The 19,081-nt window shown below is 62.4% G+C and carries 26 protein-coding genes; 5 read left to right on the top strand and 21 right to left on the bottom strand.

The window, feature by feature from the left end; translation table 11 throughout:
- The first annotated feature begins 1 nt into the window (after position 1).
- From lpdA to K3146_RS03020, 5 genes are read left to right on the top strand one after another with little or no spacing between them, the layout of a single operon-like run.
- Complete coding sequence (gene lpdA / locus K3146_RS03040) at positions 2 to 1,414, top strand: dihydrolipoyl dehydrogenase (RefSeq protein ID WP_221544705.1); 1,413 nt, start codon at positions 2 to 4, stop codon at positions 1,412 to 1,414.
- Between the two features lie 35 nt (positions 1,415 to 1,449).
- Positions 1,450 to 2,283, top strand: a complete 834-nt coding sequence (locus K3146_RS03035; RefSeq protein ID WP_221544704.1) for a hypothetical protein — start codon at positions 1,450 to 1,452, stop codon at positions 2,281 to 2,283.
- A gap of 23 nt (positions 2,284 to 2,306) precedes the next feature.
- Positions 2,307 to 3,641: an amidase family protein gene (locus K3146_RS03030; protein ID WP_221544703.1), complete on the top strand. Its 1,335-nt coding sequence runs from the start codon at positions 2,307 to 2,309 to the stop codon at positions 3,639 to 3,641.
- A gap of 44 nt (positions 3,642 to 3,685) precedes the next feature.
- Positions 3,686 to 4,390, top strand: coding sequence for a PepSY domain-containing protein (locus tag K3146_RS03025; RefSeq protein ID WP_221544702.1), 705 nt, complete (start codon positions 3,686 to 3,688; stop codon positions 4,388 to 4,390).
- Positions 4,387 to 5,022 (top strand): trimeric intracellular cation channel family protein, encoded by a 636-nt coding sequence (locus tag K3146_RS03020; RefSeq protein WP_221544701.1) that lies wholly within the window; start codon positions 4,387 to 4,389, stop codon positions 5,020 to 5,022. The genes K3146_RS03025 and K3146_RS03020 overlap by 4 nt, the downstream gene beginning before the upstream one ends.
- Here K3146_RS03020 and K3146_RS03015 read toward each other — a convergent pair.
- From K3146_RS03015 to rplX, 21 genes are all read right to left on the bottom strand, one after another.
- Complete coding sequence (locus tag K3146_RS03015; RefSeq protein WP_221544700.1) at positions 5,019 to 5,810, bottom strand: hypothetical protein; 792 nt, start codon at positions 5,808 to 5,810, stop codon at positions 5,019 to 5,021. The two genes, K3146_RS03020 and K3146_RS03015, sit on opposite strands and share 4 nt — an antisense overlap.
- 158 nt (positions 5,811 to 5,968) lie before the next feature.
- Positions 5,969 to 6,598: a hypothetical protein gene (locus tag K3146_RS03010; protein ID WP_221544699.1), complete on the bottom strand. Its 630-nt coding sequence runs from the start codon at positions 6,596 to 6,598 to the stop codon at positions 5,969 to 5,971.
- Positions 6,599 to 6,849: 251 nt separating this feature from the next.
- Entirely contained in the window at positions 6,850 to 8,001 is a 1,152-nt protein-coding gene (locus K3146_RS03005) for a saccharopine dehydrogenase family protein (RefSeq protein WP_221544698.1), read from the bottom strand.
- On the bottom strand, positions 7,994 to 8,650 hold the full coding sequence (locus K3146_RS03000; RefSeq protein ID WP_221544697.1) for a DUF4166 domain-containing protein: 657 nt from the start codon (positions 8,648 to 8,650) through the stop codon (positions 7,994 to 7,996). Before K3146_RS03000 ends, K3146_RS03005 begins: the two co-directional genes overlap by 8 nt.
- 35 nt (positions 8,651 to 8,685) lie before the next feature.
- On the bottom strand, positions 8,686 to 9,255 hold the full coding sequence (locus K3146_RS02995) for a GbsR/MarR family transcriptional regulator (RefSeq protein ID WP_221544696.1): 570 nt from the start codon (positions 9,253 to 9,255) through the stop codon (positions 8,686 to 8,688).
- 102 nt (positions 9,256 to 9,357) lie between these two features.
- Entirely contained in the window at positions 9,358 to 9,777 is a 420-nt protein-coding gene (gene rplQ, locus K3146_RS02990; protein ID WP_221544695.1) for a 50S ribosomal protein L17, read from the bottom strand.
- 83 nt (positions 9,778 to 9,860) lie between these two features.
- Positions 9,861 to 10,916 (bottom strand): DNA-directed RNA polymerase subunit alpha, encoded by a 1,056-nt coding sequence (locus tag K3146_RS02985; protein WP_221544694.1) that lies wholly within the window; start codon positions 10,914 to 10,916, stop codon positions 9,861 to 9,863.
- Between the two features lie 110 nt (positions 10,917 to 11,026).
- Positions 11,027 to 11,416 (bottom strand): 30S ribosomal protein S11, encoded by a 390-nt coding sequence (rpsK, locus tag K3146_RS02980; protein WP_006831904.1) that lies wholly within the window; start codon positions 11,414 to 11,416, stop codon positions 11,027 to 11,029.
- A 55-nt stretch (positions 11,417 to 11,471) separates the two neighbouring features.
- Positions 11,472 to 11,840 carry a 30S ribosomal protein S13 gene (rpsM, locus tag K3146_RS02975; RefSeq protein ID WP_221544693.1) on the bottom strand — a complete coding sequence of 123 codons (369 nt, stop codon included), beginning with the start codon at positions 11,838 to 11,840 and terminating at the stop codon, positions 11,472 to 11,474.
- Between the two features lie 287 nt (positions 11,841 to 12,127).
- On the bottom strand, positions 12,128 to 12,739 hold the full coding sequence (locus K3146_RS02970) for an SRPBCC family protein (RefSeq protein WP_221544692.1): 612 nt from the start codon (positions 12,737 to 12,739) through the stop codon (positions 12,128 to 12,130).
- Between the two features lie 56 nt (positions 12,740 to 12,795).
- Positions 12,796 to 13,440: an adenylate kinase gene (locus K3146_RS02965; RefSeq protein WP_221544691.1), complete on the bottom strand. Its 645-nt coding sequence runs from the start codon at positions 13,438 to 13,440 to the stop codon at positions 12,796 to 12,798.
- 32 nt (positions 13,441 to 13,472) lie between these two features.
- Positions 13,473 to 14,837, bottom strand: a complete 1,365-nt coding sequence (gene secY, locus K3146_RS02960; protein ID WP_221544690.1) for a preprotein translocase subunit SecY — start codon at positions 14,835 to 14,837, stop codon at positions 13,473 to 13,475.
- Between the two features lie 105 nt (positions 14,838 to 14,942).
- Positions 14,943 to 15,467 carry a 50S ribosomal protein L15 gene (gene rplO, locus K3146_RS02955; RefSeq protein ID WP_221544689.1) on the bottom strand — a complete coding sequence of 175 codons (525 nt, stop codon included), beginning with the start codon at positions 15,465 to 15,467 and terminating at the stop codon, positions 14,943 to 14,945.
- Between the two features lie 97 nt (positions 15,468 to 15,564).
- Positions 15,565 to 15,753 carry a 50S ribosomal protein L30 gene (rpmD, locus tag K3146_RS02950; RefSeq protein ID WP_221424870.1) on the bottom strand — a complete coding sequence of 63 codons (189 nt, stop codon included), beginning with the start codon at positions 15,751 to 15,753 and terminating at the stop codon, positions 15,565 to 15,567.
- Positions 15,754 to 15,758: 5 nt separating this feature from the next.
- The gene (gene rpsE, locus K3146_RS02945) at positions 15,759 to 16,553 is read right to left on the bottom strand and encodes a 30S ribosomal protein S5 (protein WP_247710991.1); all 795 of its coding nucleotides are present in this window, start codon (positions 16,551 to 16,553) and stop codon (positions 15,759 to 15,761) included.
- On the bottom strand, positions 16,553 to 16,897 hold the full coding sequence (gene rplR / locus K3146_RS02940; protein WP_006831894.1) for a 50S ribosomal protein L18: 345 nt from the start codon (positions 16,895 to 16,897) through the stop codon (positions 16,553 to 16,555). The genes rpsE and rplR overlap by 1 nt, the downstream gene beginning before the upstream one ends.
- Before the next feature lies 1 nt (position 16,898).
- Positions 16,899 to 17,432 (bottom strand): 50S ribosomal protein L6, encoded by a 534-nt coding sequence (gene rplF / locus K3146_RS02935; protein ID WP_221544688.1) that lies wholly within the window; start codon positions 17,430 to 17,432, stop codon positions 16,899 to 16,901.
- Positions 17,432 to 17,827 carry a 30S ribosomal protein S8 gene (rpsH, locus tag K3146_RS02930; RefSeq protein ID WP_221544687.1) on the bottom strand — a complete coding sequence of 132 codons (396 nt, stop codon included), beginning with the start codon at positions 17,825 to 17,827 and terminating at the stop codon, positions 17,432 to 17,434. The genes rplF and rpsH overlap by 1 nt, the downstream gene beginning before the upstream one ends.
- Positions 17,828 to 17,838: 11 nt before the next feature.
- Positions 17,839 to 18,144, bottom strand: a complete 306-nt coding sequence (gene rpsN / locus K3146_RS02925) for a 30S ribosomal protein S14 (protein WP_221428656.1) — start codon at positions 18,142 to 18,144, stop codon at positions 17,839 to 17,841.
- Between the two features lie 41 nt (positions 18,145 to 18,185).
- Positions 18,186 to 18,764 carry a 50S ribosomal protein L5 gene (gene rplE, locus K3146_RS02920; protein WP_221544686.1) on the bottom strand — a complete coding sequence of 193 codons (579 nt, stop codon included), beginning with the start codon at positions 18,762 to 18,764 and terminating at the stop codon, positions 18,186 to 18,188.
- The gene (gene rplX / locus K3146_RS02915) at positions 18,757 to 19,080 is read right to left on the bottom strand and encodes a 50S ribosomal protein L24 (RefSeq protein WP_221544685.1); all 324 of its coding nucleotides are present in this window, start codon (positions 19,078 to 19,080) and stop codon (positions 18,757 to 18,759) included. The genes rplE and rplX overlap by 8 nt, the downstream gene beginning before the upstream one ends.
- Position 19,081 lies beyond the last annotated feature (1 nt).

Raw genomic sequence — 19,081 nt, 5'->3', positions numbered from 1 at the left:
CATGGCAGAATACGACTACGACGTCCTCGTCATCGGTGCTGGCCCGGGTGGCTATGTTGCCGCGATCCGCGCTGCGCAGCTGGGACTGAAGACCGCCTGCGCAGAAAGTCGCGCGACGCTGGGTGGGACCTGCCTCAACGTGGGCTGCATTCCGTCGAAGGCGATGCTGCACGCGTCCGAATTCTATGACGCGGCCGCCAATGGTGCGATGGAAGACATGGGCATCGAGGTGAAGCCCAAGCTCAACCTCGACAAGATGCATGCCCAGCGCCTCGACGCAGTCGACGGACTCACCAAGGGCATCGAGTTCCTGTTCAAGAAGAACAAGGTCGACTGGAAAAAGGGCCATGCCACCTTCCAGGATGCGCATACGGTCAAGGTTGGCGACGAGACGGTCACTGCCAAGAACGTCCTCATCGCCACGGGCTCTTCGGTCACTCCGCTTCCGGGTGTCGAAGTTGATAATGACAAGCAGGTCGTGGTCGATTCCACCGGTGCGCTCGAATTGAAATCGGTGCCGAAGAAGATGGTCGTCATCGGTGGCGGCGTGATCGGGCTGGAGCTTGGCTCGGTCTGGAACCGTCTTGGCGCGGACGTTACCGTGGTTGAGTTCCTCGACCAACTACTGCCTGGCATGGACGGCGACGTTCGCAAGGAAGCGGGCAAGATCTTCAAGAAGCAGGGCATGGAGCTGAAGCTCAAGACCAAGGTCACCGGCGTGAGCGTCAAGGGGAAGAAGGCCACGCTGACGCTCGAACCAGCTGCGGGCGGCGATGCGGAAACGCTCGAAGCCGATTGCGTGCTGGTCTCGATCGGCCGTCGTCCCAACACGGAAGGCCTTGGCCTCGAGAACATCGGGCTTGAAACCAACAAGCGCGGTCAGATCGAGGTCGATCACGATTTCCGCACCTCGGTCGATGGTGTCTGGGCAATCGGCGACTGTGTCCCCGGCCCGATGCTCGCCCATAAGGCAGAGGATGAAGGCATCGCTTGCGCTGAAAACATTGCGGGCCAGACGGGTATCGTGAACCACGACATCATCCCGGGCGTGGTCTACACCCTGCCCGAATTTGCCGGCGTCGGCCTGACGCAGGAAGAAGCTATCGAGAAGATGGGCGGCGACAAGGCCAAGATCAAAGTCGGCAAGTTCCCGATGATGGCCAACAGCCGCGCGAAGACCAACCACGAGCCCGATGGCTTCGTGAAGGTCATCGCCGAAGCTGAAAGCGACCGCGTGCTGGGCGTCTGGTGCATTGCCAGCGTCGCCGGCACGATGATCGCGCAGGCAGCACAGGCGATGGAATTCGGCGCTACATCCGAAGACATCGCTTATACCTGCCACGCCCACCCGACGCATTCGGAAGCGGTCAAGGAAGCGGCGATGGCAGTTCAGGGCAAGCCGATCCACATCTGATGACTTAGGCAGGAGCGGGCGACATGGGGCGAGGTATGCGCAGCAGGCTGCCAGCCCTGTTTGCCCTCGCCCTGCCAACCTCGGCAGGGCTGGCCTACCTCTACTTCGCCGGCGCCCCTCAGCGCTTTATATTGGTCAACGCAGCGGCCTTGGCCATCGGCCTGCTGTTTGCGGGCCTATTGCGCGCGCCCGCCTCGATGCAGGTCAGGCGCATTGTCATCATCGTCATGCTGGCCGCGCTGTTCCTTCCATTAGTGACAGGGCCCACAATTGATGGCGTCAACCGGTGGCTGCCGCTCGGCCCCTTCCAGCTGCACAGCGGCAGTCTCCTACTCCCGCCGATCCTGGCGCTGATGACCCATCACCGGAATTCGATGGCGCCCATCCTCCTGGCTTGCATCTTCGCCGGCCTGCTCCAGCCCGATGCAGCAATTGGCTTTGCAATCGTCTTCGCGGCCGTAGGCCTGCACGATGTAACGCGCGATTGGCGCTTGGGCCTCGTCTGCATCTTGGGCTTCGTGGCCGCGCTCGTCATGGCAGTGAGAGGTAATCCTCCGCCCCAGGAGTTCGTCGAACGCGTACTCGTGAGCGCGGGCAGTTTCTCCTTGGCCATGATGTCGGCCCTGTTCCTGTCACTCGTTGCGTGCTCCTTCCTCATTCTGCGCGCAATCCCGGCACCAAGATCGACCCGCTTCGCACTTGCCGGCAGTCTCTTCGGCTTCACCATCCTCTCGCTCATGAACAACTACCCAAGCGTCCTCATCGGATACGGCGCAGCGCCCATCCTCGGTTACGGACTGGCTCTGGGACTAGCCCACACTGCCAGAGACGAGGAGGACGAGATTGATAAGGTGTCCGCCTCGCGATAAGCCTGCCCGACTGGGGAGATCGCATGGCCTATCCGATACTGACCGACGAGCCGGGGGCGCTCGAAACCGCAGCGATGGTAGCGCGCGGCGATTTGTCGCCGTCGGAGGCCGTCGATGCCGCTATTGCGCGGATCGAACAACTCGATGCGCATATCGACGCGGTGGTGGTCTGCGATTTTGAGCGGGCCATCGCCACCGCCAAGGCCATGACCAGGTCAGGCGCCAAATCGAAGCAGCCGCTCTTCGGCGTGCCAATGACGATCAAGGAGAGCTTCGATATCGAAGGCCTGCCCACGACCTGGGGTCACGAGGCACATCGCGACAATATCGCCAAAGCGGATTCGCGCGTGGTGCGCCTGCTGAAGGAGGCGGGGGTCGTTCTCCTCGGCAAGACCAATGTTCCGCCCGACCTTGCCGACTGGCAATCGGCCAATCCGGTCTATGGCCGCACGCATAATCCGCACGATCATGAGCGCTCGCCCGGCGGCTCCTCGGGCGGATCCGCCGCAGCGGTCGCTAGCGGCATGGTGCCTTGCGAATTCGGCACGGATATCGGCGGATCGGTCCGCGTGCCCGCGCATTTCTGCGGCGTCTGGGGACACAAGTCGAGCTGGGGGCTGATCAGCAAGGAGGGTCACGACCACCCGCTGATGGCCGGTCGCGGCGCGCATGATGGTGCGCTCTCCATTGCAGGGCCGCTCGCGCGCAATGCGGCGGATCTTGCAACGCTGCTGCGCCTGACAGCCAGCTTCCCCCTGTCCGAGCGATCGAAGAAGCTCAGGGACTGCCGCGTGCTGGTGATGATCGACCACCCCTCCTGTCCCACCGACGATGCCGTGCGCGGCCCGATGGAAGCGATGGCGGCGGAACTGGAAAGGGCTGGCGTGTCCGTAGAGCGTTCGAGCGATCTGGTCCCCGATCTCGAGAAACAGCATGGCGATTACATGCGCATGCTCAATGTCGCCATGGCCCGCGGAGCGCCGCCAAAGGACGGCAAGCGAGCGAGCGCTACCGATTGGTTCAACATGCTGGATCTGCAGGCCCGCAACGAGATGGCCTGGGCGCGCCTGTTCGAGACCTACGACTTCGTACTCGCACCGCCCGCCCCGGTCCTGGCAGTGCCCAATCAGGAGGGCCGCGTCTTCGACGGCACGATTGCGATCAACTCGCAGGACGTGCCGGGCGCCGCCGGCTTGTGCTGGGCGGGCCTTGCCACCTTCCCCAATTTGCCCGCCACCGTCCTCCCCATCAGCGAGAGCGGCGGCCTGCCTTGCGGCATGCAGGTAATGGGTCCCCGCTGGTCGGACCTCGCCTGCATCGAAGCTGCGGAGGAAATCGGGCGGGTATTGCACTCCTGAGCGAAGCTGCCCATGCACGGGCAACTGGACGGGAGCACATTCGAATGGCGCAGCAGCGCGTGATGCAGAAGTTCGCGAAGTGGCACATCTGGCTGGGCTGGCTGGTCGGTGTGCCGGTGCTCATGTGGACGGTGACCGGGCTGATCATGGTCATCAAGCCGATCGAGGAAGTGCGCGGCAATCATTTGCGCAAGGACGTCGCCGAGCTGGCGCTTCCGCGTGACACCAATATCTCTGTTTCGCTGCCTTCGGAAAGCACCGCGCCTGTTCGCAGCGTCACCACACAGGTCGAGCGTGGGGAAACCGTCACGCGCATTACCTATATGGACGGGACCAGCGAACGCTTCCGGGCCAATGGTGCCAAGATGTCTCCCCTATCCGAAATCGAGGCGCGGATGATCGTGGAAAGGGCCATCCACGGTGGTGACCAAGTGGTCAACGCAACCCGTTTCGAAGCCGAGGCCGTCCCCTTCGATTTCCGCCGACCGATCCCGGTCTGGCAGGTGGCGCTGGCCGACGGCACGCATGTCTATGTCGGCATCGAGAGCGGCGAGATCGAGGCCGTGCGGACCGAATGGTGGCGGACCTTTGATTTCATGTGGGGCCTCCACATCATGGACCTGCAAACGCGCGAGGATACGAGCCACCCGATCCTGATCCTCTTCGCCGGACTCGGCGTCCTCGGCAGTTTGCTCGGCTGCATCCTGATGTTCCGACGCCGCAAGGCTCGCGTGCAGGCGAGCGCGTGAACGCGGAAATCCTCACCCCGGTCCTCGACTGGCTCGATCTAGCTGGTGTGGCCATCTTTGCCCTTACCGGAGCGCTGGTGGCCGCCAAGGAGAAGCAGACGCTGGTCACGCTTTCCTTCTTCGCGCTGATCACGGGCGTGGGCGGCGGCACAATCCGAGACCTGCTAATCGGTGCGCCCGTGTTCTGGATTGCCGATCCCTGGGTCGCGGCGATCTGTCTGGGAGTTGCGCTCTTTGCCTGGTTCACCCCCACTCGTTGGTGGGAAGGCAAGTTCCTGTCCATCGCAGACGGAGCCGGGCTTGCCGCCTATGCCGTACTCGGTGCGGCCAAGGCGCTCCAGTATGGGGTCCCGCCTGTTCCAGCGATCCTCATGGGCGTCATTACTGGTACAGCAGGCGGCATCATCCGTGATGTGCTCGCCGGGCGTCCCTCGATCCTGATGCGTCCGGAACTTTATGTTACCGCAGCCGCCTTCTCAGCCAGCATAACGGTGATAGGCGACCTTGCCGGCCTGACGCGCTGGTGGGTCTGGATCGCAGCCGCGCTGGCAGGGTTTGCCCTGCGCCTCGCCGCGATCCAGTTCAATCTCGCCCTGCCCTCGTATGACGAGCGGGCCGACAAGACGGACTAGGTGTCTGCGCCGGGATAACCTGTTCCCACTTCGAGGTCAGCGTCGATTTCTTCGCCTTCCACCGGACCGCCGGGATAGGCAGCTGCGGGCTGGTCAGTTCGCTGTGCGGCACCCTGGTCCACGCGGGTCCATTCGGATGCATAGCGGTCATCGTCCCACTGCCGGTCCTCGACATCAGGGTCCGAGCGATAGTCGATATCCTCGTAGCGGTCGTCATCGTCGTTGCGATCATCGTCATCGTAGCGCGCGCCGCCACGACCGTAATCGATGTCTTCGATCCGGCCGTTCTCGCCAATGCGGCAGGTAAATCCATCGCCATTGTAAACGGTGCCGGCGACCTGCCAGCCACGCGCGGTGCGGTCGACACGATCCACGGTTTCGACACGGACATCGCGTTCGACCGCGTCGATGCACATGCCCACTGCGCGATCGATCCCGCGGCCATCGTCCCAGCGGACATCGCGGCGATAATCGCGATCCCGATCCCTGTCGCGGCGATCATTGCGCGAAGCCGAACTCGCAACATGGGCGATCGCGCCGACAATCAAGACGCCGGCAATCACGTCGCCCAGCCCCGGGCCGCGGCGGTGGTGGCGATAGCGGTGATAACGGCGATGGCGGTGCTTCTCAGCAGTTTGCGCATCCTCGATCGCCTGATCGAGGGCCGGCACCGCGAAGGTCGGTGCCTGGCGGATTTGCGGAAGCTCGGCAGCAGCGGCAGGCGTTGCGGCAAGCGAAAGCGCTGCGATCATGGCAGGCGCAGCGGCAAGGTTCTTGATAGTCGGCATTGGCCGGTCCCCGTTTGCCCGCACCCCCACCTGGCGCGAGTCGTCTGATAGTGCCTCAGTCCTTGCGCTTCGCCGCATTTCACGGGGCTGAACCGGTGCAAGAGAAGAGGCGGCCCGGGTTCGACCCGGACCGCCTCTGGTGTGGTTGGTAACAGGGCTTAGCGGAGGCCGCGAATGCCCTTGAAGTCGACGTGGTTCACGCGGCCGCGTTCGATGTAGCAGGTGAACTTGCCGCCATCCCGGTCGCTCCAGCGGTCGCGGCGGTCGTAGCGATCGTAACGGTCATAGCGGTCGTAGCGGCTGCCACGGTCGTAGCGGTCATAGCGACTGCCACGATGACCATCGACGACGATCCGGCCCTTCACGCGCCAACCATAGCGCGTGTCCTTCACATCGCGAATCTCGGTCACCTGGGCCCAGCGATATCCACCATAGCGACGAGCATCTTTCTTGGCAGCACGGACACAGCGTTCGACAGCTGCCCGCGGATTACCACGATTGCGATAGTGATGGTCACGATACTCGCGCCCGTCGCGATAGTAGCGTCCATCGCGGTAATAGCGACCGTCGCGATAATAGTCGCGATCACGTTTCTTGCTTGCAGCGCTGGCAATTGCAGCAATACCGCCGATGATCACTGCGCCAGCGATCACGTCACCGGCAGAGATCCCGTCGCGGTCGCGGTGACGGTCGCCAGCTTGAACGGGAGTAGCGCCTGCGAGTGCCATTGCACCAACAGTTGCCGTCGCGATCCCACCTTTCGCGAAAGTCTTGATGTTGTTGAGCATGGTAGCTCTCCTCATGTCCTCCGTGGCGGGATTGCCTCGGTTGATTGAGGTTCTAGGCGGCTCGTGGTGAGATAACGCTGAATTTGGGTTGCAGCCCACGTTCAGCTTATGGTGTATTTTTCTGAACGTAATTTCCCCCTCAATTTCCGATGGTTAGATCTCCATCCCCCAATCCCTAGGCTAAAAGATTCGCCGCCAAATGGCGTGAAATTGCTGACGCTTGTTCAGCCACCCCGCCCTTTTTCTGAACATCAAGCGACTCGCCTCTCATCGATACCGGCCCGCCGATCTGCCAATTGCGAACCCTCGCTCCACCAGCTCTCCATCCCAAGTTCGCGCATGTCCTCCGCAAAATCCTCGAGCGAAAGGAAGCCCGAACACACGTGAGCGCCAGCTTCCGGGGCGGCTCCATCACGGAAGCGCCGTATCATGCCGAGCGCGGCAAGGACGGGGACATAGGGCCCGCGGTTCTCATCCGCCCTGAGCGTCCAGCGCGATGTCACCTCATGTCCGGCGCCATCGATGCCCTCCGCCCGCACCGTCATCGCGCCGCGGTCCGATCCGGCCAGCCTCACCAGCTCTGCCAGCTTGAGCATGGGCCAAGCGAAGGGCCTGAGGCTGCGCAGCCATCCCCACCTTACGGGCAGCGAGCAGAGCCACAGGCCGAGGTGCAGCAGGCCAATCTCCAGCCCAGCAAAGAACTCGGCCGATTGCCGCGGCTTGTAGCGCGCGACGAGGAGATCCTGCTCGGGGGTGTCGCAGACCGAGGCCCAGCGTTTCCCGATCCGAGGGATGTCCTCTCGGTGGAGCCCGCCCCAACCCGGGACTTCCTGCCATGTGCCCTCGCGAAACACGCGGACGGGCTTCCCGACGTAGGAGAGGATTGCCTCCACGACCGAGCGACCACGCGGCGCGCGGTTACCGGGATAGATCCCGATGCGCAGCCTATCGATTGCCTGCCAATGGGCGGTCATAGCGTCGAGGACGGCATGGCTCAGCGCCGGGATCGAGCTGGCACCCGTGATGGCACAGATATCCGCCTCGCGTGCCGGACCGTCGAAGCGGGCGAATGCGGCGACAAACTCGCGCCCGTCAGCTAGGTCGAGATAGTCGACCCGGGCCCCGATGGCCGCGTCGATCAAACGCGTATGCGAGTGCTGGAAGGGTCCGGCGGCATCGATCACGAGATCGTAGCCTACGAGGTCAACCGACTTGACCTTGTCGCGGTCGATTCGGGCCAGACCGACCCTCGCAGGCAGTCGGGCGGCCAGCGCCTCGAGCTTCCCGAGATTGCGCGCAGCCAGCGTGAGCGCGACACCAGGTTCCTTCACCGTCAGCTCGGCGAGGCGCGATCCGAACACACCGCTCGCACCGACGAGCAGCACCTTGAGCGGCTCAGCCATCGCGGAATACTCCCGACTGGTACACCAATTCGCCCAACAGGGGGTGCGTGAGGCAGAGCGAAAACTCGAACCGGCCCTCGCCCTGGTCGCGGTGGCGGACCACCGTGCGGCCCGGGCCGATCCAATGCGGAAGACGCAAGCGGATCGGTCCCACGTCGAGGAAGTAGTGGTCGCTGCGGAACTCCAGTCCGTCCTCGATCGCCTCGACCTTCAGCGCCATGCCGATCCCGCGGCCGAGATATTCTTCCAGCCCCGTCCTGCCGGCAAACCGCTTGGCGCTATGGATGACCTGCGGGAAACCGCGCTTGCGGCCATAGATACGCGTCCAGCACTGTCCGCCGCTCGCTCCGTCTTCGCTGACCGAGACCGTGGCGGGCACGCCCTTGTCTGCGTGGAGCGGGAGCGGCGCACCGATCAGGCGGCACAGCTGGGACAGCAACCAGCCAGCACGGCTGAAGCGAACCTCCTCGATAATGCCAGGGTAAATCGCGACCTCGGCCTCTGCGAGACGCTTGGAGAAACGCTGCTGGACTGCGAGGGGCAGCCCACGCCATGCATCTTCGCCGACGAGGGCCCGGAAGCGCGTATCGTAAGCCTCGCCGCCCCAGAGTGGCCCGATCCTTCCGACTTCCTGCAGCTGCGCCTGCATCGCACTTCCCCTTTCGCTCGGGTCTTCCCTGAACCCTATTTCTTCTGCCCTTTGCCGGGCCTCCATCCGATAACCTTCACGATGCCCGATCCCATGGAGATCAGCGTCATGAGCGCCCCCTTGGGCACGTTGAGCATGTCGTCGTGCCAGCGCGACATTGTCGACACGAACTCGAGCATGTCGGCGAGCTTCTGGCGTGCCTGGGGAGTGATATGCGGATCATGCGCGGCCTCCTCGTTGCAAAGCTTGAGGGCGGCCTCTGCCGGGTCGATCTCGCGCTCCTTGCGGCCACGGGCGATACGCGTCGCCATCTCCCAGATGTCCGCCTCCGCCGTGAAATGATCGCGCCTTTCGCCCAGCACGGGCACGCGCTGGATCAGTTTCCAGGACAGCAGTTCACGGATCGAATTCGAGACATTCGATCGTGCCAATCCCAGCGTCGCGGCGATCTGCTCGGCATTGAGGGGTTCGTCAGAGATGAACAGGAGCGCATGGATCTGCGCCACCGAGCGGTTAACGCCCCACTGGCTTCCGAGATCGCCCCAATGCAGCACGAAGCGGGCGATCGAGGGCGATAATTCGATCCTGTCACTTTGTTCTGTCATGACAGAAATATCTGACATACGCGGCCAAGAGTCAAGCGCGCAAGCAAAAGGGCCGGAGGATCTCTCCCCCGGCCCTTCAAGTCTCTCTTGGCTGGACTACGCTTACGCGTCTTCCATTTCCTCGTCGGTCATGACGGGGCCGCTGTCCTGGCCCTTGGCATCGACGTCGCGATCGACGAATTCGATGACGGCCATGGCAGCCGCGTCGCTGCCGCGGTAGCCGGCCTTGATGACGCGGGTGTAGCCGCCGTCACGGTCCGAATAACGTTCCGCAAGGACGTCGAAGAGCTTCTTGAGCTGCGTTTCGTCCTGCAGCTTGCTCATGGCAAGACGGCGGTTCGAAAGGCCACCGCGCTTCGCGAGCGTGATCAGCTTTTCGATGTAGGGACGCAGTTCCTTGGCTTTCGCCTGCGTGGTGAGGATCTGTTCGTGCTTGATGAGCGCGGCGCTCATATTGCGGAACAGGGCCTTGCGGTGGCCAGTCTTACGCTGAAGCTTACGGCCTGCAATTTTATGACGCATTGTATTTCCTTCTTCGTTCGAAAAGGGCCCGTTCTAGGTAGCCCAGTGCTGGCGGCGGTTAGGGCCCGCCGCCGTTGCCCTGATTAGCCCAGCAGCTCTTGTTCGAGCTTCTTGGCCATTTCCTCGATGTTCTCGGGCGGCCAGCCCGGGATGTCCATGCCGAGGCGCAGACCCATCGACGAAAGCACTTCCTTGATCTCGTTGAGCGACTTGCGGCCGAAGTTCGGCGTACGGAGCATCTCGGCTTCGGTCTTCTGGACCAGGTCGCCGATGTAGATGATGTTGTCGTTCTTGAGGCAGTTCGCCGAACGGACCGACAGTTCCAGCTCGTCGACCTTCTTGAGAAGGTAACGGTTGAGCTGGTTGGTGTCGCTTTCCTGCGGCTCTGCAGCCTGGCCGATCATACCGGAGGTAGGCTGCGGGATGCCGTCTTCGAAGTGGACGAACAGCGTCAGCTGGTCCTGGAGGATGCGCGCGGCGTAGGCCACGGCGTCTTCCGGGGTGACGGTGCCGTCGGTTTCGATGGTCAGCGAGAGCTTGTCGTAGTCCAGTTCCTGGCCAACACGGGCGTTCTCGACCTTGTAGCTCACCTGGCGGACCGGCGAGTACAGGCTGTCGACCGGGATGAGGCCGATCGGCGCATCGGCCGGACGGTTCATCACGGCAGGACGATAACCCTTACCGGTGTCGGCGGTCAGCTCCATGTTGAGCGTTGCGCCTTCGTCGAGGTGGCAGATCACGAGATCCTTGTTCATGACCTCGATGTCGCCCGAAACGGCGATGTCGCCAGCCTTCACTTCGCCCGGGCCGGTGGCCGAGAGCTGGAGGCGCTTCATGCCTTCACCTTCCATCTTGAGCGCGATCTGCTTCACGTTCAGGACGATGTCGGTGACGTCTTCGCGCACGCCTGCGAGCGAAGAGAATTCATGCAGCACGTTCTCGATCTTGATCGAGGTGATGGCTGCACCCTGCAGCGAGGACAGCAGAACGCGACGCAGCGCGTTGCCGAGCGTCAGGCCAAAGCCGCGCTCGAGCGGCTCTGCAACGAAGGTCGCCTTGCGCGCCTTGTCGCCACCGTCCTTGATGTCGAGGGTGTTGGGTTTCTTGAGTTCCTGCCAGTTCTTGATGTTGACGGACATGGATTTCCCCTGGTGTGGATGCGGGCAGGACCGGAGCTCTTTCTAAGGAGCGTCCGGTCCGATGTGGGTGTCGGTGACCTAGAGAACCCAGGCCACCAGGCAGGTACGGATCAGACGCGGCGACGCTTGGAAGGACGGACCCCGTTGTGCGGGATCGGCGTCACGTCGCGGATCGAGGTGATCGTGAAACCGACTGCGGCGAGACCGCGCAGCGCGCTTTCACGGCCCGAACCCGGGCCCTTCACTTCGACCTCAAGGGTGCGCACGCCGTGTTCGGCGGCCTTGCGGCCTGCGTCGTCGGCAGCAACCTGCGCGGCATAGGGAGTCGACTTGCGGCTGCCCTTGAAGCCCATCATGCCGGCGCTGGACCAGCTGATGGCATTGCCCTGTGCGTCGGTGATGGTGATCATCGTGTTGTTGAAGCTGGCGTTGATGTGCGCAACGCCGCTCGAAATGTTCTTTTTGTCGCGGCGCCTAACGCGGCCGGGTTCGCGTGCCATGATGTATCTTCCTCTATATTCTCAAGAAGGGAAAAGCTCTCGGACTAGCCGAGGCTTACTTCTTCTTGCCGGCGATCGGCTTGGCCTTGCCCTTACGGGTGCGGGCGTTGGTGTGGGTGCGCTGGCCGCGAACGGGCAGGCCGGCACGATGGCGAAGGCCGCGATAGGACTTGAGGTCCATCAGGCGCTTGATGTTCATCGCAGTGTTGCGACGAAGGTCACCCTCGACGGTATGATCGGCGTCGATCGTCTCGCGGATACGCAGCACTTCCTCGTCGGTGAGGTCCTGCACACGGCGCGCGTGATCGATACCGAGCTTGTCGGCGATCTGGACAGCCGTGGTACGGCCGATTCCGTGAATATAGGTGAGCGCGATGATAACGCGCTTGTTTGTGGGGATGTTTACCCCGGCAATACGAGCCACTTAATTCTCCATGCTCCACAGGGTCTCTTGAAGCGGGACCCCATCTCAACGCTTTGTTTTCATTGATATTGCCGGACGCAGCTAGCGCAAAAAGCCCGGATGGCGCGCAATTGGGCTGCCGCCTGCCGGACTTACCGAAATATCGAATGAAGGGCGCGCTTAGTAGGATTCGCCCGAAGCGTCAACCTCCAGCGCACGCAAACAGCCGAGGCCGCCGATATGGGCGGTCTCTGGCGGGTTTCAAGTCCGGCATACAACAGGCTCGGCCCCGGGTCAAAAGCCCGGCGTTAATCCTCGCTCTCGTCCTCTTTCCCGACTTCGTCTTCGCCCTCGTCAGCTTCGCTGTCCTCGTCGGTTTCGAGCGGGCCAAGCTGGTCGCGAAGGCCATGCAGCTGCTGTGTCATGACACCGTCGACTGCCGCGGCGATTGTTTCGATCGGAAAGCCGGAGACCCCGCCAACGTTGTACTCCCAGCCAATCTTGGTCCCGCCCTCGACCTCTTCGAGCGTGATCGTCAGGATGCCGATGGCTGGAACCGCCTGGAGCGGGCCGAGAGCGCCCCTCATGCGCAAGGCGCGATCAGGCGAGGCCTGAATCACCACCATGTGCTCGACACTGCCATCGAGCGGGATATCGCCGCTGCCCGGGATTTTCTCGCAGAAGCAACCTCCCGCCGAAGGAACCAGCGTCATGTTGGAGGCATCACCCGACCAGGTATGGCTGTCGTTCCACCACTCGCCCGGCTTGATCAGCGCCAGCCAGGCCTGCCGCGGGGTCGCGGCAACCGTGGCGCTGTCACGTGTGACAAATGCCGCCTCGCCCTGCTCCACCACTTCGGCGGACAAGGGCATGCTCGCACCCATGGCGAGCGCCGCGGCCAGAACAATCGAGTTTCTCATGCTTCCCTCCCGGATCACGCCCGACTTCTAAGGTCGCGGCGCGGACTTGGGAAGGCTCAGGAAAGAATTGCGTCGATGGCGTGGGTGACTTCGTCGATCGCGCCCATGCCGTCCACGCGCTTCACGATCCCGCGCTTTTCATAGCCGGGGAGGATAGGCGCAGTCTCGTTGCGATAGACCGACATGCGGTGACGGACCGTCTCTTCGTTGTCGTCAGGACGGCGCTTGAACTCGGTCGAACCGCATTCGTCGCACACGCCCTCCACCTTGGGCTGCTTGAAGGTGTCGTGGTAGCCCGCACCGCAATTGGCACAGGTGAACCGTCCGGTGATGCGCTCGACCAGAGCGTCCTCGTTCACTTCGAGTTCGATCACGTGGTCGAGGCTGCGGCCATGCTTGGCGAGGATCGCATCCAGCTGGTCAGCTTGCGCTGCGGTGCGCGGATACCCATCGAAGATGGCTCCGACGTCGGGACCCATGTCTTCGAGTTTGGCATCGATCATCGCCGACACGATGTCGTCGGAAACGAGTCCACCCGAATCCATGATGTCTGCGACCTTGCGGCCCAGCTCGGTATCGGCTTTGCGCGTCTCGCGCAGCATGTCGCCGGTCGACAGCTGGAGCATTCCGTGATGCTCGACCAGGCGCTGCGCCTGCGTCCCCTTGCCTGCGCCCGGAGGGCCGAGAAGAATGATATCCATCGAGTAAGGTCCCCTTGCCCGGATGTCCTGCCTTAACGCAGGCGGCCCTTCAACTTAGCCTTTTTGATGAGATCGCCATACTGGTGTGCCAGCAGGTGCGACTGGATCTGGCTGATCGTATCGACGGTGACGTTCACGACGATCAGCAGGCTGGTGCCGCCAAGGAACAGCGGAACGCCGGTCTGGGCGATCATGTACTCGGGCACCACGCAGACGAACGTCAGGTAGATCGCGCCGATCACGGTGATGCGAGTGAGGACGTAATCGAGATACTCCTCGGTGCGCTTGCCCGGACGGATGCCCGGGATGAAGCCGCCATTCTTCTTCAGATTGTCGGCCGTTTCCTCAGGGTTGAAGACCACGGCGGTGTAGAAGAAGCAGAAGAAGATGATGCCGATCGCATACAGCGACATGTAGAGCGGCTGACCGTGCTGGAGGTATTGCAGCACGGTGCTGAAGCTACCGCCAACTCCGCCCTCAGGATCGAGCGAATTGCCGGCGAACTGCGTGATCGTCAGCGGCAGCAGCAGAAGCGAGCTGGCGAAGATCGGCGGGATCACGCCGGCGGTGTTGAGCTTGAGCGGCAGGTGCGAACGGTCGGCTTGCATCATGCCGCGCTGCGTGGCGCGTTTGGGATACTGGACCAGCAGGCGGCGCTGCGCGCGTTCGAAGAAGCTGATCAGCAGGATCAGGCCGACGACCATCACGATGAAGCCGAGCAGGATGCCGGTTGCGATCGAGCCTTCGCTGTAACCCGAAGCCATGTTCGAGACGAAGGTCGGGAATTGGGCGACGATGCCCGCCATGATGATCAGCGAAACGCCGTTGCCGATGCCGCGGCTGGTGATCTGCTCGCCCAGCCACAGCAGGAACATCGTGCCACCCACGAGGCTGATGACAGCGCCCACGCGGAACATATAGCCCGGGTCGACCACGGCCGCGATGCCGGAGGATGCACCGTAGCTTTCGAGGCCGGCGGCGAGGAACCAGCCCTGGATCGTGCACAGGAAGACCGTGCCGTAACGGGTGTACTGGTTGAGTTTCTGGCGCCCGACAGTGCCTTCCTTCTTCAGCGCGGCGAGCGTGGGATGCAGGGCCGAGGCCATCTGCACCACGATCGACGCGGTGATGTAGGGCATGACGCCGAGTGCGATGAGGCTCATGCGCTCGAGGCTGCCGCCGGTGAACATGTTGAACATGTCCACGATGCCGCCCTGGGTCTGGTCGGCAAGCTGGCTCAGCGCGCGGGCATTGATACCCGGCAGCGGCACGAAGCTCAGGAAGCGGAATACGATAAGCGCCCCGATAGTGAACCAGATGCGGTTCTTCAGCTCGGTGGCCTTGGAGAAATTGGCGAGACTGATGTTGCTCGCAAAACTATCGGCGCTTGATGCCATTGGTCGCCTTCGATCCTGGTTTGTCGCCGGCCCGTCCCGGCTTAGACCGGACAGATAGGGAGCGGGATGACCTTTGTCGAACCCCGCTCCCCGATTTCCATCAAATTATTTGGACTTCTTGGCCTTGTTGGCTTCGGTCCGCTTGGCCTTCTTTTCGGCTTCGCTTTCGCCCTTGGCGATCACTTCGACCGAACCGCCAGCCTTTTCGACCGCCTCGATGGCGCCCTTCGAGGCACCGGCGACTACGAATTTGGCCTTGGCCTTGAGTTCACCCTTGCCGAGGAGACGGACGCCGTCCTTGCCGCCACGTGCGAGGCCAGCGGCCTTCAGTGCTGCGTGGTCGATGTCCTTCTTGGCGTCGAGCTTCTTCGCGTCGATGAACTTCTGGACCATGCCCAGGTTCACTTCGGCATAATCCTTGCCGAACGGGTTGTTGAAGCCGCGCTTCGGCAGGCGCATGTGAAGCGGCATCTGGCCGCCTTCGAAGCCCTTGATGGCGACGCCCGAACGGCTCTTCTGGCCCTTCTGGCCACGGCCGCCGGTCTTGCCCTTGCCCGAGCCGATGCCACGGCCGACACGGATGCGCTCCCTGCGGGCGCCGGGATTGTCGCGGATGTCGTTAAGTTTCATAGTCTGCACTCGCTTTCGCTTTGGTTCGCGCTGTAAAATGGAAGCGGCCCGCTAAAGCAGCAGGCCGCCCCCGTCAAATTGTAATCTCGTGAAGACCTTAGTCTTCGACGATCGTCACCAGATGCGGGACCTTGGCCACGGCGCCGCGCACTTCAGGAGTATCCTGACGCTCGACGACCTTGTGCATCTTGTTCAGGCCAAGACCGATGAGGATCTTGCGCTGGCCTTCGGGACGGCGGATCGGCGAACCGATCTGCTTGATCTTGATGGTTTTTGCTTTGGCCATCGTAATTACTCCACGACTGCCGCGGCGTCGGCTTCAGCCTCTGCCTCGGAAGCACCACCGCGACCGAGAAGGTCTGCAACCTTCTTGCCGCGACGCTGGGCAACCGACTTCGGCGAAGTCTGGTCGGTCAGTGCGTCGAAGGTGGCGCGGATCATGTTGTAGGGGTTCGAGGTGCCGACCGACTTGGTCACCACGTCGGCAACGCCGAGGCTCTCGAACACGGCACGCATCGGACCACCGGCGATGATACCGGTACCCGGAGGCGCCGTACGCACGGTGACCTTCCCGGCGCCGAACCGACCGTTGCCGTCGTGATGGAGGGTGCGACCTTCCTTCAGCGGAACGCGGATCATCTTCTTGCGCGCAGCGGCCGAAGCCTTCTGGATCGCTTCCGGCACTTCGCGGGCCTTGCCCTTGCCGAAGCCGACACGGCCCGAGCCGTCACCCACGACCACGAGTGCAGCGAAACCGAAGCGCTTACCGCCCTTCACCGTCTTGCTGACGCGGTTGATGTGGACGAGCTTCTCAATGATGCCGTCGTCTTCTTCCTCACGGCGGTTGTTCCGGCGGTTGTCGCGACCACCACGGCCACGGCCACCGTCACGGTTGCCGCCACGGCCGCCACGCTGGCGCGGCTGGCCTTCGGCACCCTGTGCGGGATCCTGGTTGGCAGCGGCTTCCGAAGGAGTATCGGCGATGGCCGGCTCTTCCTTGGTCACAGCATGCTCGGTTTCCGCAGTCGCAACCTTTTCTTCAGTCTGCGCTTCTGCGTTTTCGGTCTTGTTTTCGTCAGCCATCATCAGAACTCCAGCCCGCCTTCACGAGCGGCGTCGGCCAGCGCTTTGACGCGGCCATGGAACAGGAAACCGCCACGATCGAACACGACGGTAGTCACGCCTGCCTTCTTGGCGGCAGCCGCGATATCGGTGCCGACCTGCTTGGCGGCATCGACATTCGCGCCCGAGCCCTTCACGCCGAGGGTCGAAGCCGAAGCGACGGTCTTGCCGGCCGCATCGTCGATGACCTGTGCGTAAATGTGCTTACCGGTGCGGTGCACCGAGAGGCGGGGCTTGCCGCCGGCACGGCTCTTGAGAGCGGTGCGGACACGGCGACGGCGACGTTCGAAAAGAGAAAGCTTTGCCATCTTACTTCTTCTTCCCTTCCTTGCGGAAGATATACTCGCCGCGATACTTGATACCCTTGCCCTTGTAGGGTTCGGGCTTGCGCCACTTGCGGACATTCGCCGCGAACTGGCCCACGGCCTGCTTGTCGGAACCGCTGATTTCGACAGTCGTCTGGTCCGGGGTCTTCACCTCGATACCTTCGGGAACGTCCAAATCGACGTCGTGCGAGTAGCCGAGCTGAAGCTTGAGCTTCTTGCCCTGCGCCTGTGCACGGTAGCCGACACCATTGATTTCGAGAACCTTGGTGAAACCCTCGGTCACGCCTTCGACCAGGTTCGACACGAGCGTACGCTGCATACCCCAGTGGTTGCGAGCCTGGCGCGTGTCATTGGCCGGAGTGACGGTGATTTCGTCATTCTCGAGCTTGTAGGTCACGAGATCCGACAAACCCATGGTCAAGGTACCCTTGGGACCCTTGACCGAAAGCGTGTCGCCCTCGATATTGGCAGTGACCCCGCTGGGGATCGCTACCGGCTTCTTGCCGATGCGGCTCATCAGAACACCTCCGCCAGCACTTCGCCGCCGACGTTTTCGGTGCGGGCTTCCGCGTCGGAAAGCACACCCTTCGGCGTCGAGACGATGGTGATGCCGAGGCCGTTGCGCACGACGGGGAGTTCTTTCGAACCCGCGTAGACGCGGCGGCCAGGCTTGGAGACGCGAGCGACATGCTTGATCGCAGGCTCGCCTTCGAAATACTTCAGTTCGATCCGCAGCTGCGGGTGCTTGCCCGATGCATCATCGCTGTAGCCACGGATGTAGCCTTCGCGCTGGAGCACTTCGAGGACGTTCGCACGCAGCTTGGAAGCGGGCGAAAGGACGCTGTCCTTCTTCGCCTGCTGGCCGTTGCGGATACGGGTGAGCATATCACCCAGGGGATCGGTCATAGCCATCTGTCTTTACCTCACCAGCTCGACTTCGTGAGGCCCGGAATCAGGCCCTTGTTGCCGAGGTCACGCAGTTCGATACGGTTGAGGCCGAACTTGCGGTAGTAGCCGCGGGGGCGGCCGGTGGTGGCGCAGCGGTTGCGCACGCGGGTCGGGTTCGCATTACGCGGAAGCTCGGCCATCTTGAGGCGGGCGATCAGGCGCTCACCTTCGTCCAAGCTTTCGTCATTAGCGATAGCCTTCAGCTTCGCATACTTGTCCGCGTACTGCTTCACGAGCTTCTTGCGACGCTCGTTCTTGTTGATCGAACTCAGTTTCGCCATTGGACTTAAGTTCCTTCCTTATCCTGCGATCCGGAAGCGGCTCACGCCGCCTCCTTCTCTTCCGACTTTTCAGCCGGGAACGGGAAGCCGAACAGCTTCAGAAGCTCGTGTGCTTCTTCGTCGGTCTTCGCCGTGGTGGTGATGATGATATCCATGCCCCGAACCTTCTCGATCTGGTCGTAAGAGATTTCGGGGAAGATGATCTGTTCTTTCAGGCCCATTGCATAGTTGCCACGACCGTCGAACGACTTGGCGTTGAGGCCACGGAAGTCGCGGATGCGGGGCATTGCAATGGTCACGAGACGGTCGAGGAATTCGTACATGCGGTCACGGCGCAGGTTCACCTTGCAGCCGATGGGCATGCCGTCGCGCAGCTTGAACTGTGCGATCGACTTCTTCGCGCGGGTGATAACCGGCTTCTGGCCGGCGATCAGCGCCATTTCTTCTGCAGCTACCTGGACCTTCTTCTTGTCCTGGCTGGCTTCGCCAACGCCCATGTTGAGCGTGATCTTTTCCAGCTTCGGGACTTCAAGACGGTTCTTGTAACCGAACTTTTCGGTCATCGCCTTGACGATCACGTCGTCATAGCGCTGCTTCATACGGGGGGTGTAATCAGCCATCGATGGTCTCCCCACTCTTTACGGCTACGCGCACCTTCTTGCCGTCCTTCGAGGTTTCGAAGCGGACACGGGTGGGCTTGCCATCCTTGGGATCGGCCACAGCAACCTTGCTGATCGGCATCGGCGCTTCGAAGCGATCGATACCGCCCTGCGGGTTCTGCTGGGTCGGCTTGCGGTGACGTGCGGCGATGTTCACGCCCTCGACGACGATCTTGCCGTCCTTGGGGCTGACCTTCGACACGGTGCCGGTCTTGCCCTTGTCCTTGCCGGACAGGACCACGACGGTGTCACCCTTCTTGATCTTAGCGGATGCCATC

The sequence above is a fragment of the Qipengyuania vesicularis genome (assembly GCF_019711415.1).
GTDB classification, from domain to species: domain Bacteria; phylum Pseudomonadota; class Alphaproteobacteria; order Sphingomonadales; family Sphingomonadaceae; genus Qipengyuania; species Qipengyuania vesicularis.
Note: the sequence above shows the minus strand (reverse complement) of the source record. Positions and strands in the feature narration are given on the sequence as shown.

Coding starts and splice junctions, on each gene's coding strand:
- K3146_RS03015 (WP_221544700.1), bottom strand. CDS start 5,810: ATGCCGACTATCAAGAACCTTGCCGCTGCGCCTGCCATGATCGCAGCG.
- rpsN (WP_221428656.1), bottom strand. CDS start 18,144: ATGGCGAAACTGAGTTCGATCAACAAGAACGAGCGTCGCAAGAAGCTC.
- K3146_RS03025 (WP_221544702.1), top strand. CDS start 3,686: ATGGCGCAGCAGCGCGTGATGCAGAAGTTCGCGAAGTGGCACATCTGG.
- rplX (WP_221544685.1), bottom strand. CDS start 19,080: ATGGCATCCGCTAAGATCAAGAAGGGTGACACCGTCGTGGTCCTGTCC.
- K3146_RS03030 (WP_221544703.1), top strand. CDS start 2,307: ATGGCCTATCCGATACTGACCGACGAGCCGGGGGCGCTCGAAACCGCA.
- rpsH (WP_221544687.1), bottom strand. CDS start 17,827: ATGGCTATGACCGATCCCCTGGGTGATATGCTCACCCGTATCCGCAAC.
- K3146_RS02970 (WP_221544692.1), bottom strand. CDS start 12,739: ATGAGAAACTCGATTGTTCTGGCCGCGGCGCTCGCCATGGGTGCGAGC.
- rplR (WP_006831894.1), bottom strand. CDS start 16,897: ATGGCAAAGCTTTCTCTTTTCGAACGTCGCCGTCGCCGTGTCCGCACC.
- K3146_RS03035 (WP_221544704.1), top strand. CDS start 1,450: ATGCGCAGCAGGCTGCCAGCCCTGTTTGCCCTCGCCCTGCCAACCTCG.
- K3146_RS02965 (WP_221544691.1), bottom strand. CDS start 13,440: ATGGATATCATTCTTCTCGGCCCTCCGGGCGCAGGCAAGGGGACGCAG.
- rplQ (WP_221544695.1), bottom strand. CDS start 9,777: ATGCGTCATAAAATTGCAGGCCGTAAGCTTCAGCGTAAGACTGGCCAC.
- rplO (WP_221544689.1), bottom strand. CDS start 15,467: ATGAAACTTAACGACATCCGCGACAATCCCGGCGCCCGCAGGGAGCGC.
- rpsE (WP_247710991.1), bottom strand. CDS start 16,553: ATGATGGCTGACGAAAACAAGACCGAAAACGCAGAAGCGCAGACTGAA.
- K3146_RS03000 (WP_221544697.1), bottom strand. CDS start 8,650: ATGCAGGCGCAGCTGCAGGAAGTCGGAAGGATCGGGCCACTCTGGGGC.
- K3146_RS03005 (WP_221544698.1), bottom strand. CDS start 8,001: ATGGCTGAGCCGCTCAAGGTGCTGCTCGTCGGTGCGAGCGGTGTGTTC.
- rpmD (WP_221424870.1), bottom strand. CDS start 15,753: ATGGCCAAAGCAAAAACCATCAAGATCAAGCAGATCGGTTCGCCGATC.
- rplE (WP_221544686.1), bottom strand. CDS start 18,764: ATGGCTGATTACACCCCCCGTATGAAGCAGCGCTATGACGACGTGATC.
- secY (WP_221544690.1), bottom strand. CDS start 14,837: ATGGCATCAAGCGCCGATAGTTTTGCGAGCAACATCAGTCTCGCCAAT.
- rpsK (WP_006831904.1), bottom strand. CDS start 11,416: ATGGCACGCGAACCCGGCCGCGTTAGGCGCCGCGACAAAAAGAACATT.
- K3146_RS02995 (WP_221544696.1), bottom strand. CDS start 9,255: ATGACAGAACAAAGTGACAGGATCGAATTATCGCCCTCGATCGCCCGC.
- rplF (WP_221544688.1), bottom strand. CDS start 17,432: ATGAGCCGCATCGGCAAGAAGCCGGTAGCGATCCCCAGCGGGGTCACT.
- K3146_RS02985 (WP_221544694.1), bottom strand. CDS start 10,916: ATGTCCGTCAACATCAAGAACTGGCAGGAACTCAAGAAACCCAACACC.
- K3146_RS03010 (WP_221544699.1), bottom strand. CDS start 6,598: ATGCTCAACAACATCAAGACTTTCGCGAAAGGTGGGATCGCGACGGCA.
- lpdA (WP_221544705.1), top strand. CDS start 2: ATGGCAGAATACGACTACGACGTCCTCGTCATCGGTGCTGGCCCGGGT.